We start from the raw sequence: 17,614 nt of genomic DNA on the forward strand, positions 1-17,614 counted from the left end.
GTGTCCCTGATTGAACGCATCACGGTCAATGTGGAAAGCGACAGTCTGCGCGGAGGCAGAAAAAAACCACGGCCCCGAAGGGCCGTGGTCGTCGAGCTTCAACAGCGCGGATGGATCAGAAGCGCTGCTGGTACTTCATGTACATGAAACGACCGATGTCGTAGCCACCGTAGTAGGAGAACGACGAGTTCGGCTTGCTGTACATCACCGGCGCTTCCTTGCCGAACACATTGTTCGCGCCCACCGAAACGGTGGCATCCCACGGCAGGTTGTAGCGGAACTGCACGTCGTGGAAGGTCACGGCACCGCGCTCGTTGTACGCGGTCGGCGACTTCAGCCACGGAGCCAGGAAGGTCGGATCGGAGCATTCGTCCGCATAACGCGAGGCGTTGAGGCAGCGCTCCTTCACACCGGAGTAGTAGCGTGCCGTCCAGCTGACGCCGAAGTCACCCACATCCCAGCCCAGCACCAGGTTCGAGCGCACGCGGAACGCAAGGCTGGTGGCGGTGCCGATGGTGTTGGCAACGCCGTTGATCGGCGTGATCGCTTCGCGGACATCGTTGGTGGAGCGGTAGACGTTCTTGCTCACATAGGTGCTGGTCCAGCCTGCGCTCAGCTTGCCGTAGCTGGTGTCGACGCGGTAGCTGACATCCAGGTCGTAACCTTCGGTCTCGGCAAAGCCGGCATTGCGGTTGCCGAACTTCAGGCCGGTGACGATGCCGTTGGACGGGTCACGGCTGAAGCGGCTGCAGCGCGATTCGATGCCCTGCTCGTAGCAGTCCCTCAGGATCTGGTTCGGGCTGTCACCGACGATGGTGTTGTCGATGCGGATCTTCCACCAGTCCAGTGCCACGTTGAGGTTGCTGAGGAAGGTCGGGCTCCACACCAGGCCCAGCGTCTTGCTGGTCGAGGTTTCCGGAACCAGCAGCGGGTTCGAACCGGACACGAACGGCGTTGGGGTCGCATCCTGCGCCGTGGTCACCGGGGTGTTGCCCTGCTTCAGCTGGCGGAAGTTGCCGGCATCGGCGATGTCACGTGCGCATCGCGCGCGGACTTCAGCACTGCCCTTGGCCGAGCCGAACACGGTGTCGCACGGATCGCTGAACTGCGCGAAGGTCTCCGAACCACCACCGTACAGGTCGTTGATGGTCGGGGCGCGGAAGCCTTCTGCCCAGGTACCACGGACCAGCAGCTGGTCGATCGGCTTCCACTTGAAGCCGAACTTGCTGTTGAGCGTGTTGCCGAAGGTGTTGTACTTGGAGTAACGGGTGGCGGCACTGAAGCTCAGCTCACGCGCACCGGGCAGGTCGGCCAGCACCGGCACGCTGAGCTCCAGGTAGGCTTCCTTCACGTTGTAGCTGCCACCGGTCGGGCCTGCGGCCAGGTTGGTGGTGGCGCCGGTCTGGGCCAGGGCATCGGGGGTGTAGCGGCCATCTTCCTTGCGGCTTTCCACGCCGAAAGCGAAGCCCAGGTCGCCGGCCGGCAGGGTCATGATGCTGCCGGACAGGTTGGCGAACGCGTTCTTGGTGGTGGTGCGGCCGGTGGTGCGTTCCGCAGGGAACAGCCAGGCCATCAGTTCTTCATTGCCGGTCAGCCCGTTCGGATCGTTCTTGCCGTAGGGCACCAGCGGGTTCCACGGCGTGCAGCCGCTGATCACCGCGCCCGGACGGCCACACATCACCTTGCCGGTGGCCGGATCCAGGAACGACGGACCCACAGCATCGCGCACGCGCTTCTTGTGCAGGTTGCCGGTGGCGGTAGCGGTCAGCTCGTTGCGGTTGTACTGGTAGCCCACGTCCCAGTCGAAGTAGCGCTGGCCGATCTCGAAGCTGCCATCCAGCGACACTACCGCACGGTAGGTCTTCAGTTCGCTGGTGCTCACACGCGGGATTTCCCAGGTGCGGCGGTTCCAGGCCACGTCGGTAGGCTTGGCATAGCCGTGCTGGTTGCCGAACGGATTGAAGTAGCTGTCCTTGGACATCAGGCCGGTGGCGGTCGGGTCGCCCGAGATGGACACCGAGCTGGACTGCAGGGGGTAGCCTGCAATCTGGCGCTCGGCCGAACGCTTGTTGTAGCCGAATTCGGTGCGCAGGTTGACCTGGTCGGTGATCTTGAAGCGACCGTCGAAGTACACCGAATCACGCTTGAGCGGATACATGACGTGCATCTGTTCGTTGGCGTTGCTGACGTCGCCGGTGAACGGGGTCGCATCGGTCAGGTGGTAGTTGGCCGGGTTGGTCGGGTCAGCACCACGGTTGAGCGAGTAGCCGCAGCCGTCCTTGGTGTTGGTGCAGCCCGGGCCGCCCTTCAGGCCGGTGACCTGGCCCCACTGGCTCAGCGTGGTCCAGTTGGAGGCATCGTTCGGGTGGCGGTCGCTCACGCCGTACTTGCTGAACCAGCGGTCCTTGGCCCAGACGCTCTTTTCTTCGGAGTGTTCCAGTGCCAGGGTCAGCGACACGCGGTCATTGCTCCAGCCACCCACCACGTCGAAGCGGTCGCGCGCGCCGTCACCTTCGCTGTACTGGCCGTGGTAGACGTTGGCGGTCACACCGTTGACGTTGGAACGGGTGATGATGTTGACCACGCCGGCCATCGCATCGGAACCGTAGATGGCCGACGCGCCATCCTTCAGCACTTCGATACGCTCCACCGCCGACACCGGCAGCGAGGACACGTCCTGCAGGCCCGAGGTGCTGATGCCCAGGCGCTTGCCGTTGACCAGCACCAGGGTGCGCTGCGCGCCCAGGTTGCGCATGTCGATGTAGGTGCCGCCGGTGTTTTCGCCCGAGCTCAGTGCGTTTGCACGGCTGATCGCCGGGCTGCCCATGGCGGTCACGTTCTGCAGGATGTCGGCCACCGAGCTGAAGCCCTGGCGCTCGATGTCCAACCGGCTCAGTGCCAGGACCGGCTGAGCGGTCTCCACGTCCACCTGGCGGATGCGCGAGCCAGTGATCTCGATGCGATCCAGGGTGGTCGGCGCGGCGGTGCTGCCACTCTGGGCGAACGCAGGCAGGGCGGCCAGCGTCGCAGTGGTTGCCAGGGCGTAGCGGATGGCCTGCCCCAGGGGGGTGGTACGTGAAGTCATGACGAGCTCTCTCTCTCTCAGGTCGTGCAGGGACGCCAAAAGGGGCGTCGAAGAAATCGGCCGCCCACAAGCGGACCGATGACCCGATAGTAGTCTCGTTGGTTAATGCTGTGTAAAGAGGTCGTGTCGATTTGTACCAGGCTTCATCGTCAGATTTCACGAAAGCTCAACAAAAGCAGTCGCTTAGCTGTAACGCTGAATGCGCTCCCCCGACTTGATCTGCTGCGTCGCAGCAGGTCAACCGGGGGCGCATGCGCGAACCGTAACGGTGTGTGACCTTCTTTCCCTCGCGGGAAAGCGTGAGCCTCAGGCTACGAAGGGCCGGAACTGGATGCCCAGCCCGGCGATGCCGTCGGTCTCGCCGATCAGATCGGCGCGCAGCAGTGGCCGGGCATCAATGAAGGCCTGCGGCACGATCAACGACAGGCGGTTGTCGTCGGCGGTCAGTTCCAACGCCGGCAGTGGATCGTCCTCATGGGCACGATTGAGCAGCACCGCCAGGCGCAGCAGGGCGGCCAGCCGGCGAGCGGTCAGCAGCAGGCGCTCGGGCAGGGCGTCGAAGGCGGCCTTGGTCACGCTGCGGCGATGGCTGCGCACCAGCGCGGCCAGCATCTGCTGTTCCTGCCGCGAGAAGCCGGCGATATCTGAGTGTTCCAGCACGTAGCTGCCATGCACGTGGTAGCCGCTGTGCGCGATCATCAGGCCCAGCTCGTGCAGGCGCGCGGCCCAGCCGAGCATGCGCGCGTCGTCGGCATCGAGCCGCCAGCGTTCCTGCACCTGTTCCAGCAGTGACAGCGCGGTGTCCTGCACACGGTCGGCCTGCACGGTATCGATGCCGTAGCGCTGGCTGAGCGCGGACACCGATTCATCGCGCAGATCGTTCTCGCCAGCGCGGCCGACGATGTCGTAGAGGATGCCTTCGCGCATCGCGGCCTTGCTGACCAGCAGCTTCTGCAGGCCCAGTGCCTGGAAGGCGGCCTCCAGCACCAGGATGCCGCCGGCAATGATCGGGCGGCGGTCGCTGGACAGTCCCGGCAACTGGATGTCGTCGATCTTCTTGGCCTTCAGCAGTTCGTCGCGCAGTTGCGGCAGGGCCTCGGCGGTAATCGCGCCCTTGCTCAGCTTCATCGTCGCGCAGATCTCGCTGATCGCCTTGTGCGTGCCCGAAGAACCCAGCGCTTCCTGCCAGCCCAGCGCGCGGTACTTGCTGGCGAAGGGCTGGAACTCGCGACCGATCTCGGCCAGCGCGTCCTTCCAGCGCTTCTTGCTCAGCTTGCCGCCGGGGAAGAAACGCCGGGTGCTGGCAATGCAGCCGGCCTGCAGGCTTTCGCGCTCCAGGGTCTGCATGCCCATGCCGATGATGAATTCGGTGGAGCCGCCGCCGATGTCGATGACCAGCCGGCGCTGGCCGGGCTTGGGCGGTTGTGCATGGGCCACGCCCAGGTAGATCAGGCGCGCTTCTTCGCGGCCGCTGACCACTTCGATGGCGTGCCCGAGCGCGGTTTCGGCGGGAACCAGGAACGACTGCGGTGAACGCAGCTGGCGCACGGTGTTGGTGGCCAGTGCGCGCACCCGGTGCGGCGGTACATTGCGGATGCGCTGGCCGAAGCGGGCCAGGCATTCCAGCGCGCGCTGCCGGGCAGCGGAGGAGAGTCCCCCTTTGCCATCCAGGCCGTCGGCCATGCGCACCGTCTCGCGCAGGCGGTCGATTACCCGCAGCTGGCCGAGCGTGTAGCGCGCGATGACCATGTGGAAACTATTGGAGCCAAGGTCGATGGCGGCCAGCAGGTCGCCATCCTGCAATGCGGGCGGAGTCGTGGTGGTGTGCGGCATGGACGAATGTTAGCCGAAGGGGCGGTGTGCTCGTCACCGCGCGACCTTCACATTTTGGAAGAGGGGAGTGCGGCTGGGCTGCGCCCTGCACCTGCAGAGGCAACGTCAACGTCAAGAGCTGGCTATCCGTGGGATGGCGGGGTAGGTCCGGTCGAGGGGGACGCTGCAAGTCCCCCTCCGGGGCCCGGCCCAGCCGCTGGCGGCTGGGCGTTCGGGCGCTTGCGAAGCGGTGCTTCGCAAACAAAGCGCCCTCACCCATGTAGCTTCGGTCGCGCCATCCATGGCGCTCACGCCCCCTCAACCGGACCCACCCCGCCTTCGACAGATTTCTGCGATCTGATGGTGGGTGCCGACCGTTGGTCGGCACTGATCCTATCCAGCCCCAAATCGGTGCCTACCGCTCCTGGTAGGTGTCGACCTTGGTCGACACACCGGGTTACAGACCCTGCATCAGTGCCATCTGCGCAGAATGCGGTGCCTCGTCGTGGGCGGGCGCACGCTTGTGGTAGATGCCGTCGGCATCCAGTTCCCAGGCGTTGAGGTTGTCGTCCAGGTAGTTCTGCAGGACCTCGCGGTAGACCCGCTTGGCCAGCTCCGGGTCGAGGATCGGAAAGCAGGTCTCGACCCGGCGCAGCAGGTTGCGTTCCAGCCAGTCGGCGCTGGCGCAGTACATCTCCGGTGCGCCGTCGTTGCCGAACCAGTAGACGCGGCTGTGCTCCAGGAAGCGGCCGACGATCGAGCGCACGCGGATGTTGTCCGAGATGCCCGGCACACCCGGGCGCAGGGTGCAGGCGCCGCGGATGATCAGGTCGATCTGCACGCCGGCCTGCGAGGCGGCGTACAGCGCGCGCACCACCTGCGGTTCGTTCAGGGCGTTCATCTTGGCGATGATCCGCGCCGGGCGGCCGGCGGCGGCGATGCGCGTCTCGCGCTCGATGCGGCCGAGGATGCCGGTGTGCAGGGTGAAGGGCGACTGCAGCAGGCGCTTGAGCTTCATCTTCGAGGCCAGCCCGGACAGCTGCTGGAACAGCAGGTGCACATCGTTGCCGATGTCCGCATCGGCGGTGATCAGGCTGATGTCGGTGTACGCACGGGCGGTACCGCTGTGGTAGTTGCCGGTACCAAGGTGCACATAGCGGCGCAGCTTGCGGCCCTCGCGGCGCACGATCAGCAGCATCTTGGCGTGGGTCTTGTAGCCGACCACGCCATACACCACCTGCACGCCGGCCTCCTGCAGGCGATCAGCCAGGCCGAGGTTGGCTTCCTCGTCGAAGCGGGCGCGCAGTTCGACCACCACGGTCACGTCCTTGCCGTTGCGTGCGGCCTGGATCAGTGCATCGACAATCAGCGAATCCTTGCCGGTGCGGTACAGGGTCTGCTTGATCGCCAGCACGTTGGGATCGACCGCCGCCTGCCGGATCAGGTCCAGCACGGCGGTGAAGGCATCGAACGGGTGATGCAGCAGCAGGTCGTGGCGCGCCACTGTCTCGAAGATGCCGTCGCTGTCGCGCAGCGTGCGCGGGGTCATCGGCGGGTACTTCAGGTCCGGCTGTGCGATCAGGTCGTACAGCTGGATGATGCGGTTGAGGTTGACCGGGCCGTCGATGCGGTACACCGCGTTCTCGGTCAGGCCGAAGTTCTGCAGCAGGGTGCGCACGATGTCGCGTGGCATGTCCTGCGCGATCTCCAGGCGCACCGCCGGCCGGTAGCCGCGGTCGACCAGTTCATCGCGCAGCGCCAGCGCCAGGTTCTCCACTTCCTCCTCGTCCACCACCAGCTCGGAATTGCGGGTGACGCGGAACTGGTAGGCCCCCTGGACTTCCATGCCCGGGAACAGCTCATCGACGAAGGTCGACAGCACCGACGACAGGAACACGAAGTTCTGCGGACCGCCGAGTTTTTCCGGCAGCTGGATGATGCGCGGCAGCGAGCGCGGCGCACGCACGATGGCCAGGTGGCCGGCGCGGCCGAACGCGTCGGTGCCCTTCAGCACCACCACGATGTTCAGCGACTTGTTGAGGATCTTCGGGAACGGGTGCACCGGGTCCAGGCCCAGCGGTGACAGCACCGGCATGATCTCGTTGCGGAAGTACGCACGCAGCCAGCGCTTCTGGCGATCGGTCCAGGAATGGCGGCCGAGCACGCCGATGCCGGCGTCCATCAGCGCCGGGCGCAGCGTCTCGTTCCAGCAGCGGTACTGCTGGTCCACCAGTTCCGCGGCGCGGTCATGGATGGCGTTGAGGATGGCCTGCGGGCTCATCCCGTCCGGCGCCGGCGGCAGGCCGAATTCCTGCGCGTGGCGTACGGCGGCGGCGCGGATCTCGAAGAACTCGTCGAGGTTGGTGCAGGAGATGCACATGAAGCGCAGGCGCTCCAGCAGCGGCACCTGCGGGTCCATCGCCTGGGCCAGCACGCGGAAGTTGAAATCCAGCTGCGACAGCTCGCGGTTGATGTACAGCGCCGGGTCGCGCAACGGATCGTTGTCCGGGCTCACGGGGAGGGGGAGGGATCCGAGGCTGCTCATGGCGTCATTCTTCGATGGAGGTCAGGGGGGCGGACTCGCGCGGGCGCACGTGGTCGGCATCGAAATGGCAGGAGAACACCGAGCCCTTGCCGACTTCGCTTTCAATCTCCAGCCGTGCGTGGTGCAGGCCGAGGATGTGCTTGACGATGGACAGGCCCAGGCCGGTACCGCCGCTTTCGCGGGAGCGGCTGCTGGAGACACGGTAGAAACGTTCGGTCAGGCGCGGCAGGTGGGAGGCCGGGATGCCATAGCCGGAATCGCGCACCGCCAGCACGGCACCGTCGCCTTCGCGGCGGAACTCCACGGCGATGCGGCCACCGGCCGGCGTATAGCGCACCGCATTGGTGACCAGGTTGGAGAAGGCGCTGTGCAGTTCCTTGGTCGAGCCCTGCAGGTCAACGCCGGCCAGGTCGTCGATGCTGATCTGGTGGCGGCCCTGGCTGTGCGCTTCGGCTTCGCGGCGCAGCGTCGCCAGCATCGGCTGCATGGCCACGGTCTCTTCCTCGCTGTGTTCCTGCGATTCGAGGCGCGACAGGGTCAGCAGGTCTTCCACCAGCTGGGCCATGCGCTGGCTCTGCTTGCGCATTTCTTCCAGCATCGGTCCGGTTCCCGGGAAGTCCTCCGGGTCCATCATGTCCAGGTAGCCGTGCACCACGGTGAGCGGCGTGCGCAGTTCGTGTGAAACGTTGGCCACGAAATCGCGGCGCACCTGTTCCAGGCGCAGCAGCTTGCTGACGTCGCGGGCGATCAGCAGCCAGTAATCCGACGAATAGGGAATCAGGCGCAGGTTCAGGCGGATCGCCGGATCGACCGGCGAAGGCACGTCGAGGATCGGTTCGGCGTTGCGGCCGCCGGCCAGCCAGTGCGCCAGCGGCATCGGCTGCAGGCGTTCAACCAGGGCTTCGCCGAGGTCGCCGGGGTGATGCAGGCCGAGCAGGGCGGTGGCCGCTTCGTTGAACCACTGCACGCGCTGGCTGTTGCGGTCCAGCACCACCACCGCATCGGGAAGTGCGGCGGCCGCAGCGCGATAGCTGCGCAGCATGTCCAGCAGGCGGCGCTTGCGCACGCGCATTTCCACCTGGTTGCGGTACAGCAGGCGGTCCAGCTCGTTCCAGACGCCGGTGCCTTCTTCGGCGGTATCCCATCGCTGGCGCGCGGTCAGCCGCCGCAGCACGCTGCGCAGGCGCCAGTAATGCCATGCCAGCGTGGCCAGCGCGCCCAACGCGATGCACAACCACAGATGGCCCGTGAACCACCCCACCAGTCCGGCGAACAGCAGTACCGCGGCAACGGTGGCCAGGGTCTTCAACCAGGCAGAGCGGATGTGGCGGGGCATTGCGATCTCGTCGTTGAGGTGCGGCGGTTCACTGGGGTGAACCGAGGGTTATAGCAGAGTTGCCGGCGCCGGCACCCGCAGGTGCGCGGTGCCGGCACGACGAGGCTCAGGTAGCAGTGGAGAAGCGGTAGCCGGCGCCGCGCACGGTCTGCACCATGTTTTCGGCGTTGAACGGTTCCAGCGTCTTGCGCAGGCGGCGGATGTGCACGTCGATGGTGCGCTCCTCCACGTACACGCTGCCGCCCCACACATGGTCCAGCAGCTGGGCGCGGGTATAGACGCGCTCCGGGTGGGTCATGAAGAAGTGCAGCAGGCGGTATTCGGTCGGGCCGATCGGCACCGGCTGGTCGTTGGCGAACACGCGATGGGCGGCGCCGTCGATGCGGATCGGGCCGACCGCCACGCTGCCGTCCTCGTCGTCCTCGCGGGCGCGGCGCATCACCGCACGGATGCGGGCCAGCAGTTCGCGCGCCGAGAACGGCTTGACCACATAGTCGTCGACGCCGGCTTCAAGGCCACCCACGCGGTCGTTCTCTTCGCCGCGGGCGGTCAGCATGATGATCGGCACTTCGCGGGTCAGGGTTTCCTTGCGCCAGCGCCGGGCCAGGTCCAGGCCGCTGGTGCCGGGCAGCATCCAGTCCAGCAGGATCAGGTCGGGGACGCGGTCGGCGATGGCGGTCTGGGCCTCACGGGCGTCGCCGGCGTGGACCGGTTCGTAATCGCCCTTGCGCAGGGCGAAGGCGACCATTTCACGGATCGCGGGCTCGTCATCGACGATCAGGATGCGTTTCTGCACGAGGACACCGTAGGGCTCGGTTACTGGAGTGGTGCCAGTAGACTACGGTTTGATGACATGTTTGTGACTACCTGGCCGGAACCGTTCGGGATTGCCATCGGCCGGTCATGCAGCGCTCAGCGGCGGTCCAGGTCCGGGTCCTGCACGCCCTGCCGGCGCAGCTCCAGCACGGTGGGGGTGATCGCCTCGATGCGCGCATCCACCCGCGCCCGGCCTACGTAGTCCAGCGCCGGGTTGCGCTTGAGCGCCTGCAGCTGCATCAGCGACTGTTCCGGCCGGCCGCTGAGGAAGGCCGCCTCGGCGTAGGCCTCGCTGGCACGCACGCTGTCGCCGGCCAACTCGCTTGCGCGGGCGTACCGCTGCTGGAAGACCGGATCGTTACCGCTTTGCGACAGCAGGGGCCGCAGCATGGCCTGCGCGCGCTGGCCCGCCTCGCGGCTGCCCTGTTCGTTCAGGATCTCGGCATAGGTCAGCGCCACCGGACGGCTGTTGGGGTGCTGACGCAGCAACTGCTCGAAGCGGCTGTTGGCCTGGGCGGTCTGGCCTGCACGCGATTCGGCCTCGCCCAGCCCCAGAGCCAGCCACAGGTTGTCCGGGCGGGTCTGCAGCAGGCCTGCCAGGGTCTGCCGGGCCTGGGTGGCGCCAGCGCGACCGCTGCGCATCACCGCCAGCGCCTGGCCATAGCGCTGGGCATCGTTGAGGCCGTCCTTCTGACGCTTGGCCAGATCGGCATACTCGCGTTCCAGCTCGGGGGTGGAATCCGCGCTGAGCACGCGCAGGCGCTCGCGGGCCCAGTCGAAGTCGCCACTGGCGCCGCGGCTGAGCTGGCCCATCGGGATGCGCAGCACGCTGCTGGGCAGCAGCGGGTTGGTTCCGCGCAACAGAGGTTCGGCCAGGCTGGGATCGGCCGGGTCCACGCGCTCCCTGCGCTCGCCGCTGGGGGTGCTGGTGGTCAGCAGCACCGTGTCCTTCTTCATCTGGTCGGCGCGGGCCTTCGCCTCGCTGATGCGGGTGATGTTGACCGGATGGGTGCGCAGGAACTCGGGCACGCTGTAGCCACCCTCGTTGCCGCGCATCGCCGATGCCATCCGCTCGAAGAAGCCGGCCATGGCGTCCACGTCGTAACCGCTGCGCGACAGCGTGCGGATGCCGAGGCGATCGGCCTCGGATTCGTTGGAGCGGGTGTAGTTGATCTGGCGCTGCTGCATCAGGCCCATGCCCGAGCTGATCGCGGCCATGGTCGCGTTGCCGGACGACGTGCTGTTGCTGGCCTGTGCGGCCACCACCGCCGCCAGCATGCCGAGCAGGATCGGGATCTGGTCGCGCTGGGCACGCTCGACCCCGCGCAGCACGTGCTGCTGGGTGACGTGCGCGATTTCGTGCGACAGCACCGCCGCGACCTCGTCCTCGCGCTCGGCGGTCAGCACCAGGCCGGCATTGACCCCGATGTAGCCGCCCAGCGTGGCGAAGGCGTTGATCTGGCGGTCCTTCATCACGAAGAACGTGTAGGGCTGGCGAGGCTGGTCGCTGTTGGAGCCGAGCCGGGTACCCATGGTCTGCAGCCAGTCGTTGACCAGCGGGTCATCCAGCAGGTAGCCGTAGTTGCGCAGCTCGCGCAGCATCATCGCGCCGTACTCGGCCTGGCGGGCCGGGGTCAGCAGCTCGCCGGCCGAGGAGCCGATGTCGGGCAGCTTCTCCTGGGCCTGGGCGAGCGGCATGGCCAGGGCCAGGGTGACGGCGGTAGTCAGCAGCAGGGCTCGCAAGCAGTGGGTCCTCGGGCAGGGCGCGCCAAGCGTGGCAGGGTGGGGGGCAACCATTCGTTAATCCACAGTGTTGCGGCCGTGGCGTGGAAATTCCAGCGCACCGGTACCATATGTAGACCGTCGATCCATCGTGGAGTTTCCCGTGACAGCCCAGACCGCCGGCGGTGCCCCCGCCATCACCATCTATTCCACCGCCGTCTGCCCGTACTGCGTGGCCGCCAAGAACTTCCTGAAGAGCAAGGGCCAGCAGTGGACCGAGGTCCGCATCGACCTGGACCCGGTCGAGCGCGAGAAGATGATGGCACTGACCCGCCGTACCAGCGTGCCGCAGATCTTCGTCGGCGACGTCCACGTGGGCGGCTACGACGACATGATGGCCCTGCACCGTGAAGGCAAGCTCGAGCCGCTGCTGGCCGGGCAGGGCCAGGCATGAGCGCGGCCGACGACGGCAGCAAGGACCGCATCGCCGAGTTCACCGACTTCCGCAAGCGCATGAACGAGCGGATCCTGGGCGAGCCGAACCAGGTGGTGCGCCGCTTCTTCGCGCTGGACACGCAGACCTACCAGGCCGGCGCGCTGGATGTGAAGACCAAGGAACTGCTGGGCCTGGTGGCCTCGATGGTGCTGCGCTGCGACGACTGCATCAGCTACCACGTGGCCCAGTGCAAGGACGCCGGGGTGACCCGAGAAGAGTTCTTCGAGACCTTCTCGGTCGGCCTGGTGGTCGGCGGCTCGATCGTGATCCCGCACCTGCGCCGCGCGGTCGACTTCCTCGACCAGCTCGAAGGCGGCGCCGCCGCCCCCGAAGCGCACGCGCACTAAAGGGTAGTGCCGGCCGCTGGCCGGCATTCCGTGAACCCCACATGGCCGAGGTTGCCGGCCAGCGGCCGGCACTACCGGACGTGCGGGGCGCCTTCCCCGTGATCCCACAGCCCAGGAGCCCCCTTGTTGTTCAAGGGGGCGCGCCGACAGGCGCGGGGATATGGTGGGATGCGCGGGCAATTCTGCCTGAGCCGGGCACTGGGACCATGGTCTATTTGGGACCTCGGCCCCGGCTCAGGCATAATTGCCGGTGAAACTTCCTTTGCGCCGGCGTTTCCGGGCACGTCCGGACGGCGTTTTTCCCCCTGTTCGGAACATCGATCAATGACGCAGAAAATTACGGTCATCCGCGGCGACGGCATTGGCCCGGAAATCATGGACGCCACCCTGTTCGTGCTCGACCAGCTCAAGACTGGCCTGGAGTACGAAGACGCCGACGCCGGCCTGGTGGCCCTGGAAAAGCACGGCGACCTGATGCCGGCGGTGACCCTGGAATCGATCGCGCGCAACAAGGTCGCGCTGAAGAGCCCGCTGACCACCCCGGTCGGTGGTGGCTTCACCTCGATCAACGTCAGCCTGCGCCGTCACTTCGACCTGTACGCCAATGTGCGTCCGGCCCACACCTTCCCGAACACCAAGTCGCGTTTCGACAACGTCGACCTGATCACCGTGCGTGAGAATACCGAAGGTGCCTACCTGGCCGAAGGCCAGGAAGTGTCGGCCGACGGCGAGACCGCCTTCTCCGGCACCCGCATCACCCGCAAGGGCTCCGAGCGCATCGTGCGCTACGCCTTCGAGCTGGCCAAGAGCACCGGCCGCAAGAAGGTCACCGCCGTACACAAGGCCAACATCATCAAGTCGACCTCGGGCCTGTTCCTGAATGTCGCCCGTGAAGTGGCTGCGCAGTACCCGGACATCGAATTCCAGGAAATGATCGTCGACAACTGCTGCATGCAGCTGGTGATGCGTCCGGAACAGTTCGACGTGATCGTCACCACCAACCTGTTCGGAGACATCATCTCCGACCTGTGCGCCGGCCTCGTCGGCGGCCTGGGCCTGGCCCCGGGTGCCAACATCGGCAAGGACGCGGCGATCTTCGAAGCCGTGCACGGCACCGCGCCGGACATCGCTGGCCAGGGCAAGGCCAATCCGTGCGCGCTGCTGCTGGCAGCCGCGCAGATGCTGGACCATGTCGGCCAGCCGGAAAATGCCGAGCGCCTGCGCAAGGCCATCGTGGCGACCATGGAAGCCAAGGATTCGCTGACCGGCGACCTGGGCGGCACCGGCACCACCATGGGCTTTGCCCAGGCCATCGCCAGCCGCCTGTAAGCGGCCGTCGTTCCGGCTGGAGATCGTCTCGGCGATGCCCAGTCCGGGCCTGCATGCGTTGAAGACGGGCCGTCCTTGTACGGCCCGTCTGCGTTTTCAACTGCGGCTTTTCACCGACAGGATTTTTTCAGATGCCTGATGCGGCCGTGTGGGTCGTGGCGGCCGTTGCCGTCTATGCTGTCGGCGTGGCCATCTACGCCATCTTCTACTGGCCGTGGTCCCGCGCCCAGCGCGCGCTGCGCCGCCTGCGGACGCAGGGGGCGCCCCTCCGCAGCATGCAGGAGGGCGAGGCGCGCATCCTGCGGTTGATCGAATTTCCGGCAGGATCGCCTGTGTATCTGCTCGAAGGCAGCTGTGCCGAGTTCGTGATCAGGAGCAGGATCTCTCCGGCCCAGCATGTGCAGACCCTGGCCGGCGTCCCAGTGAAGTATCCGGCGGGCCTTGCACGTGCCGTGCGCGCGGGCAGCAATACCGCCGAAGTGGTGCTGGGTCGTGACCACGCGATGATCGTGCGACTCAATGTGGTCAAGCTGGCCCAGTAGAGTCGAGCCATGCTCGACTGCTCCTGCGTAGTCGAGCATGGCTCGACGCTACAAGGACATTCTGTGCGAAATTTGCACAGATCATGTGCTTTTACATGGCTGGTTCGTGCGCCGTCCGCTCCGCATCATGTGCCCACTTTCCACCGCACAGGAGCTTGAACATGAACCTCACCGCCTTTGGTCTGGCCAGCCTGATCGGCATGGCCACCGTTACCCCCGTCACCGCTGCCGAACCGGCCCATCCCACCATTCGCCACATGGCTGGCGCACCCGTTGTGGCTTCGCTGGATGCGGCGAAGACCGCCGTGCTGGTGATCGACTTCCAGAACGAATACTTCGACGGCAGCGCTGCGCCGGGCTTCGCCGGTGGCCGTATGGTCATCCCCGATGGCGTGGCCGCACTGCGGCAGGCGAAGCGGGTGGTCGAATTCGCCGATGCCCACGGCATCCGCGTGATCCATGTACAGCACGTGTTGCCGGCGGGTGCGCCGCTGTTCGCGCAGGGCAGCGTCAATGCCGCCTTCCATCGCGACCTGCAGCCGCGCAAGGGCGAGACCGTGGTGCAGAAGGACAACGTCAGCGTGTTCGCCGGTGACTCGGCCGCAGTGCTCGACCAGGTGCTGAAGGATGCCGGCATCGACACCCTGATCGTCACCGGCCTGCAGACCCATGCCTGCGTGGCCGGTGCCGCCCGCGATGCCGCAGCGGCACCGCGTGGCTACCGCGTCATCGTGTCGTCCGATGCAACTGCCAGCCGTGATCTGGATCTTGCCGGAGGCCAGCGCATCGGTCATCGCGCGCTGCATGACGCCTCGCTGGCGCAGATTGAAGACACCTTCGGCGACGTCCTGGGCACCGATGCAATCCTGGCACTGCCGGTGCGCAAGGCCGGCGACGGCGCTTGATAAGCTGACGGGGCCCGCACGCCGCGGGCCCCGCCACCTGGAGCCGCCCGCCGATGGACCATTTCGCCGCCCTGCGTGCGCTGCGCGCCATCGTCGATGCAGGCAGTTTCACCGCCGCCGCCGAACGACTGGGTACCACCCATTCGGCGATGTCACGGCAACTGCGGCAGCTGGAAGAACATCTGCAGGTTCGACTGCTCGATCGCAACAGCCGCCGGCTGTCACTGACCGAAGCCGGTCGCGATTACTACCGCGAGGCGGCAGCGCTGCTGGATCGCCTGCAGGAGGCGGATGACCGCGCACGCGCAGGGCAGGCACAGCCCAGCGGCACCGTGCGGATCAGCGTGCCGCAGGTGGTCGCCAGCCAGGAGCTGCCGCATTGGTTGCCGTCGTTCCTGCAGCGCTATCCAGAGGTCACGCTGGATCTTTCCGCCGACGACCAGCTGGTTGATGTGGTCGGGGGTGGCTTCGATCTGGCCCTGCGCATCGCGCCTTCCTTGCCGGACAGCCAGCTGGTCGCCCGCGAGCTGGCCAGCTGCCCACGCATCCTGGTCGCCGCACCGGCCTATCTGGCGCGGCACGGTCTGCCCCGGCAGGCTTCGGACCTCGCACAGCACACGCTGCTGGGTTTCAGTCCCACAGCGGCGATGTCGCCCTGGCAGCTGCAGGGGCCACGCGGTGCCGCCGCGAGCATCGAGGCGGGGCAGCGCCTGCGGGTGGATGCGACGCCAGCGTTGTATGCCGCTGCGTTGGCTGGCATGGGCATCAGCCTGTTCACTGCGCTGACCGTGCAGGAGGACCTGCGTGCCGGCCGCCTGATCCGCGTGCTGCCCGCCTGGCACGCCGGACAGCGGCGCTACTTCGCGCTGTATCCGCACGCGCGGGCGCTGGCGCCGAAGGTGCGTGCGCTGGTCGAGCACCTTGCGGCGCACTACGCTGCACAGGTGGGCGCGGCGGGGTAGTCGCGCGGCAGCAACCGAGGTGGTGATGGAGTCGGTGTATCTGCTGGTCGCGCTGGGCGCGATCGTCGCCGGATTCGTGCAGGGCCTGTCCGGCTTCGCCTTTGGCATGGTGGCGATGTCGTTCTGGGCGTGGGGACTGGAGCCGCGGCTGGCGGCGACGCTTTCGGTGTTTGGTGCGCTGGTCGGGCAGCTGGTCGCAGTGTTCACCGTGCGCCGCGGTTTCAACCTGCGCCTGCTGCTGCCGTTCGTGCTGGGTGGGCTGGCCGGCATTCCGCTGGGCGTGACGGTGCTGCCACGGCTGGACATGGACTGGTTCAAGGCGCTGCTGGGTGGCTTCCTGGCGCTGTGGTGCCCGGTGATGCTGATGGCGCGCTCGTTGCCTCCGGTCCGCGTCGGCGGCCGTATCGGTGATGCGATTGCTGGCATGGCCGGTGGCGTGCTCAGTGGCATCGGCGGCTTTGCCGGGCCGGTGCCGACGTTGTGGAGCACCCTGCGAGGCTTCGGCAAGGACGAGCAGCGCGCGGTCATCCAGAACTTCAACCTGGCGATGCTGGCGGTGACCATGGCCACCTATGTCGGCAGCGGCCTGGTGAGCCGGCAGATGTTGCCGTACTTCGCCATCGTGGCACCGGCCATGCTGGTGCCGACCCTGCTGGGCGCGCGGGTCTACATCGGCATCAGCGAGGCACGCTTCCGGCAGGTCGTGCTGGGCCTGCTGACCGCGTCAGGCATCGCGTTGCTGGCGTCGTCGCTGCCGGTACTGCTGGCGCGCTGAGGGAAGAACAAAAAAGGGCGCCACGAAGGGCGCCCTTTGTCGTCTACGGCATGTTTCGGCTCAGCGCTGCTGGATCTTCGACAGCAGGCGCAGGAATTCAACATACAGCCAGACCAGGGTCACCATCAGGCCGAATGCGCCATACCACTCCATGTACTTCGGTGCACGCTGGGCGACACCGGTTTCGATGAAGTCGAAATCCAGCACCAGGTTCAGCGCGGCCACGACTACCACGAACAGGCTGAAAGCAATGCCCAGCCAGCTGGAGTCGTGGATCACCGGCACGTCGATGTTGAAGAAGCCCAGCACGAACGACGCGAGGTAGAGCAGGGCGATGCCGCCAGTGGCGGCGACCACGCCCATCTTGAAGTTCTCGGTGGCCTTGATCAGGCCGCTGCGGTACGCGAACAGCAGCGCGAACAGGGTGCCAAAGGTCAGCAGCACCGCCTGGAACACGATGCCCGGGAACTTGGCGTTGAACACGGCCGAGATGGCGCCCAGGAACAGGCCTTCCACCAGCGCATACATCGGTGCGGTGACCGGCGACCATTCCTTCTTGAAGACGGTGATGAGCACCAGCACGAGGCCGCCGATGGCGCCGCCCATGGCATACAGCCTGGCACCGGGCAAGACCTGGCCGTAGTCGCCGATGGTCTGGTTCCAGGCGAAAGCGGCCGTTAATACGGTCAACAGCAGCAGGAAACCGGTCTTGTTGACGGTGCCGTTGAGGGTCATGGCCTGGTCGGGGCTGGTCACCACCGAGCCACTGGCGAGGTCGAGGAAGGTGGACTCGGAAAGAGCCGGGTTGCCGCTGCGCATACGCGTTCTCCGTGCGAATGAGGGTCAGGACGGCCATCCGGCCGATGGGCGTGAGCATAGCCGATGACTGCTTTCGGCGTTGTGGCAGGCGCCGGATCTACGCATCCTGCGTTGACAGTTCCC

Annotated in this window: 14 protein-coding genes; 7 read left to right on the forward strand and 7 right to left on the reverse strand. The window is 66.6% G+C overall.

What is annotated here, in order from left to right; translation table 11 throughout:
- Positions 1-115: 115 nt before the first annotated feature.
- The 6 genes from ACZK2R_RS04105 to ACZK2R_RS04130 all read right to left on the reverse strand — a co-directional run bounded on the left by ACZK2R_RS04105 (position 116) and on the right by ACZK2R_RS04130 (position 11,337).
- The gene (locus ACZK2R_RS04105) at positions 116-3,085 is read right to left on the reverse strand and encodes a TonB-dependent receptor domain-containing protein (protein ID WP_032129076.1); all 2,970 of its coding nucleotides are present in this window, start codon (positions 3,083-3,085) and stop codon (positions 116-118) included.
- A 306-nt stretch (positions 3,086-3,391) separates the two neighbouring features.
- Positions 3,392-4,918 carry an exopolyphosphatase gene (ppx, locus tag ACZK2R_RS04110; protein WP_180838316.1) on the reverse strand — a complete coding sequence of 509 codons (1,527 nt, stop codon included), beginning with the start codon at positions 4,916-4,918 and terminating at the stop codon, positions 3,392-3,394.
- A gap of 436 nt (positions 4,919-5,354) precedes the next feature.
- A complete protein-coding gene (gene ppk1 / locus ACZK2R_RS04115; protein WP_032129077.1) occupies positions 5,355-7,442 on the reverse strand; it encodes a polyphosphate kinase 1 in 2,088 nt (695 codons plus the stop codon).
- 4 nt (positions 7,443-7,446) lie between these two features.
- Positions 7,447-8,778 (reverse strand): phosphate regulon sensor histidine kinase PhoR, encoded by a 1,332-nt coding sequence (gene phoR, locus ACZK2R_RS04120; RefSeq protein WP_032129078.1) that lies wholly within the window; start codon positions 8,776-8,778, stop codon positions 7,447-7,449.
- Between the two features lie 106 nt (positions 8,779-8,884).
- Positions 8,885-9,574, reverse strand: a complete 690-nt coding sequence (gene phoB / locus ACZK2R_RS04125) for a phosphate regulon transcriptional regulator PhoB (protein ID WP_005408258.1) — start codon at positions 9,572-9,574, stop codon at positions 8,885-8,887.
- Between the two features lie 116 nt (positions 9,575-9,690).
- A complete protein-coding gene (locus ACZK2R_RS04130; protein ID WP_032129079.1) occupies positions 9,691-11,337 on the reverse strand; it encodes a M48 family metalloprotease in 1,647 nt (548 codons plus the stop codon).
- A 142-nt stretch (positions 11,338-11,479) separates the two neighbouring features.
- Here ACZK2R_RS04130 and grxC point away from each other — a divergent pair, with 142 nt between their 5' ends.
- The 7 genes from grxC to ACZK2R_RS04165 all read left to right on the forward strand — a co-directional run bounded on the left by grxC (position 11,480) and on the right by ACZK2R_RS04165 (position 16,672).
- Positions 11,480-11,770 (forward strand): glutaredoxin 3, encoded by a 291-nt coding sequence (gene grxC / locus ACZK2R_RS04135; protein ID WP_049400919.1) that lies wholly within the window; start codon positions 11,480-11,482, stop codon positions 11,768-11,770.
- Positions 11,767-12,159, forward strand: coding sequence for a carboxymuconolactone decarboxylase family protein (locus ACZK2R_RS04140; RefSeq protein ID WP_004146041.1), 393 nt, complete (start codon positions 11,767-11,769; stop codon positions 12,157-12,159). The genes grxC and ACZK2R_RS04140 overlap by 4 nt, the downstream gene beginning before the upstream one ends.
- Positions 12,160-12,483: 324 nt before the next feature.
- Positions 12,484-13,488 carry an isocitrate dehydrogenase gene (locus tag ACZK2R_RS04145; RefSeq protein ID WP_180838318.1) on the forward strand — a complete coding sequence of 335 codons (1,005 nt, stop codon included), beginning with the start codon at positions 12,484-12,486 and terminating at the stop codon, positions 13,486-13,488.
- 131 nt (positions 13,489-13,619) lie between these two features.
- Entirely contained in the window at positions 13,620-14,030 is a 411-nt protein-coding gene (locus tag ACZK2R_RS04150) for a hypothetical protein (RefSeq protein WP_180838319.1), read from the forward strand.
- Between the two features lie 161 nt (positions 14,031-14,191).
- On the forward strand, positions 14,192-14,935 hold the full coding sequence (locus ACZK2R_RS04155) for a cysteine hydrolase family protein (RefSeq protein ID WP_110711216.1): 744 nt from the start codon (positions 14,192-14,194) through the stop codon (positions 14,933-14,935).
- Between the two features lie 53 nt (positions 14,936-14,988).
- Positions 14,989-15,897 (forward strand): LysR family transcriptional regulator, encoded by a 909-nt coding sequence (locus ACZK2R_RS04160; RefSeq protein WP_032129084.1) that lies wholly within the window; start codon positions 14,989-14,991, stop codon positions 15,895-15,897.
- A 25-nt stretch (positions 15,898-15,922) separates the two neighbouring features.
- The gene (locus ACZK2R_RS04165) at positions 15,923-16,672 is read left to right on the forward strand and encodes a sulfite exporter TauE/SafE family protein (protein ID WP_032129085.1); all 750 of its coding nucleotides are present in this window, start codon (positions 15,923-15,925) and stop codon (positions 16,670-16,672) included.
- 60 nt (positions 16,673-16,732) lie between these two features.
- Here ACZK2R_RS04165 and ACZK2R_RS04170 read toward each other — a convergent pair whose 3' ends face one another.
- Positions 16,733-17,491 (reverse strand): Bax inhibitor-1/YccA family protein, encoded by a 759-nt coding sequence (locus ACZK2R_RS04170; RefSeq protein ID WP_180838320.1) that lies wholly within the window; start codon positions 17,489-17,491, stop codon positions 16,733-16,735.
- Positions 17,492-17,614 lie beyond the last annotated feature (123 nt).

The organism is Stenotrophomonas sp. 96582_Sma, assembly GCF_056480905.1.

Bases quoted from the DNA above. Each gene is read 5' to 3' on its own strand.
- ACZK2R_RS04105 (WP_032129076.1), bottom strand. From the start codon at position 3,085: ATGACTTCACGTACCACCCCCCTGGGGCAGGCCATCCGCTACGCCCTG.
- ppx (WP_180838316.1), bottom strand. From the start codon at position 4,918: ATGCCGCACACCACCACGACTCCGCCCGCATTGCAGGATGGCGACCTG.
- ppk1 (WP_032129077.1), bottom strand. From the start codon at position 7,442: ATGAGCAGCCTCGGATCCCTCCCCCTCCCCGTGAGCCCGGACAACGAT.
- phoR (WP_032129078.1), bottom strand. From the start codon at position 8,778: ATGCCCCGCCACATCCGCTCTGCCTGGTTGAAGACCCTGGCCACCGTT.
- ACZK2R_RS04140 (WP_004146041.1), top strand. From the start codon at position 11,767: ATGAGCGCGGCCGACGACGGCAGCAAGGACCGCATCGCCGAGTTCACC.
- ACZK2R_RS04145 (WP_180838318.1), top strand. From the start codon at position 12,484: ATGACGCAGAAAATTACGGTCATCCGCGGCGACGGCATTGGCCCGGAA.
- ACZK2R_RS04150 (WP_180838319.1), top strand. From the start codon at position 13,620: ATGCCTGATGCGGCCGTGTGGGTCGTGGCGGCCGTTGCCGTCTATGCT.
- ACZK2R_RS04155 (WP_110711216.1), top strand. From the start codon at position 14,192: ATGAACCTCACCGCCTTTGGTCTGGCCAGCCTGATCGGCATGGCCACC.
- ACZK2R_RS04160 (WP_032129084.1), top strand. From the start codon at position 14,989: ATGGACCATTTCGCCGCCCTGCGTGCGCTGCGCGCCATCGTCGATGCA.
- ACZK2R_RS04165 (WP_032129085.1), top strand. From the start codon at position 15,923: ATGGAGTCGGTGTATCTGCTGGTCGCGCTGGGCGCGATCGTCGCCGGA.
- ACZK2R_RS04170 (WP_180838320.1), bottom strand. From the start codon at position 17,491: ATGCGCAGCGGCAACCCGGCTCTTTCCGAGTCCACCTTCCTCGACCTC.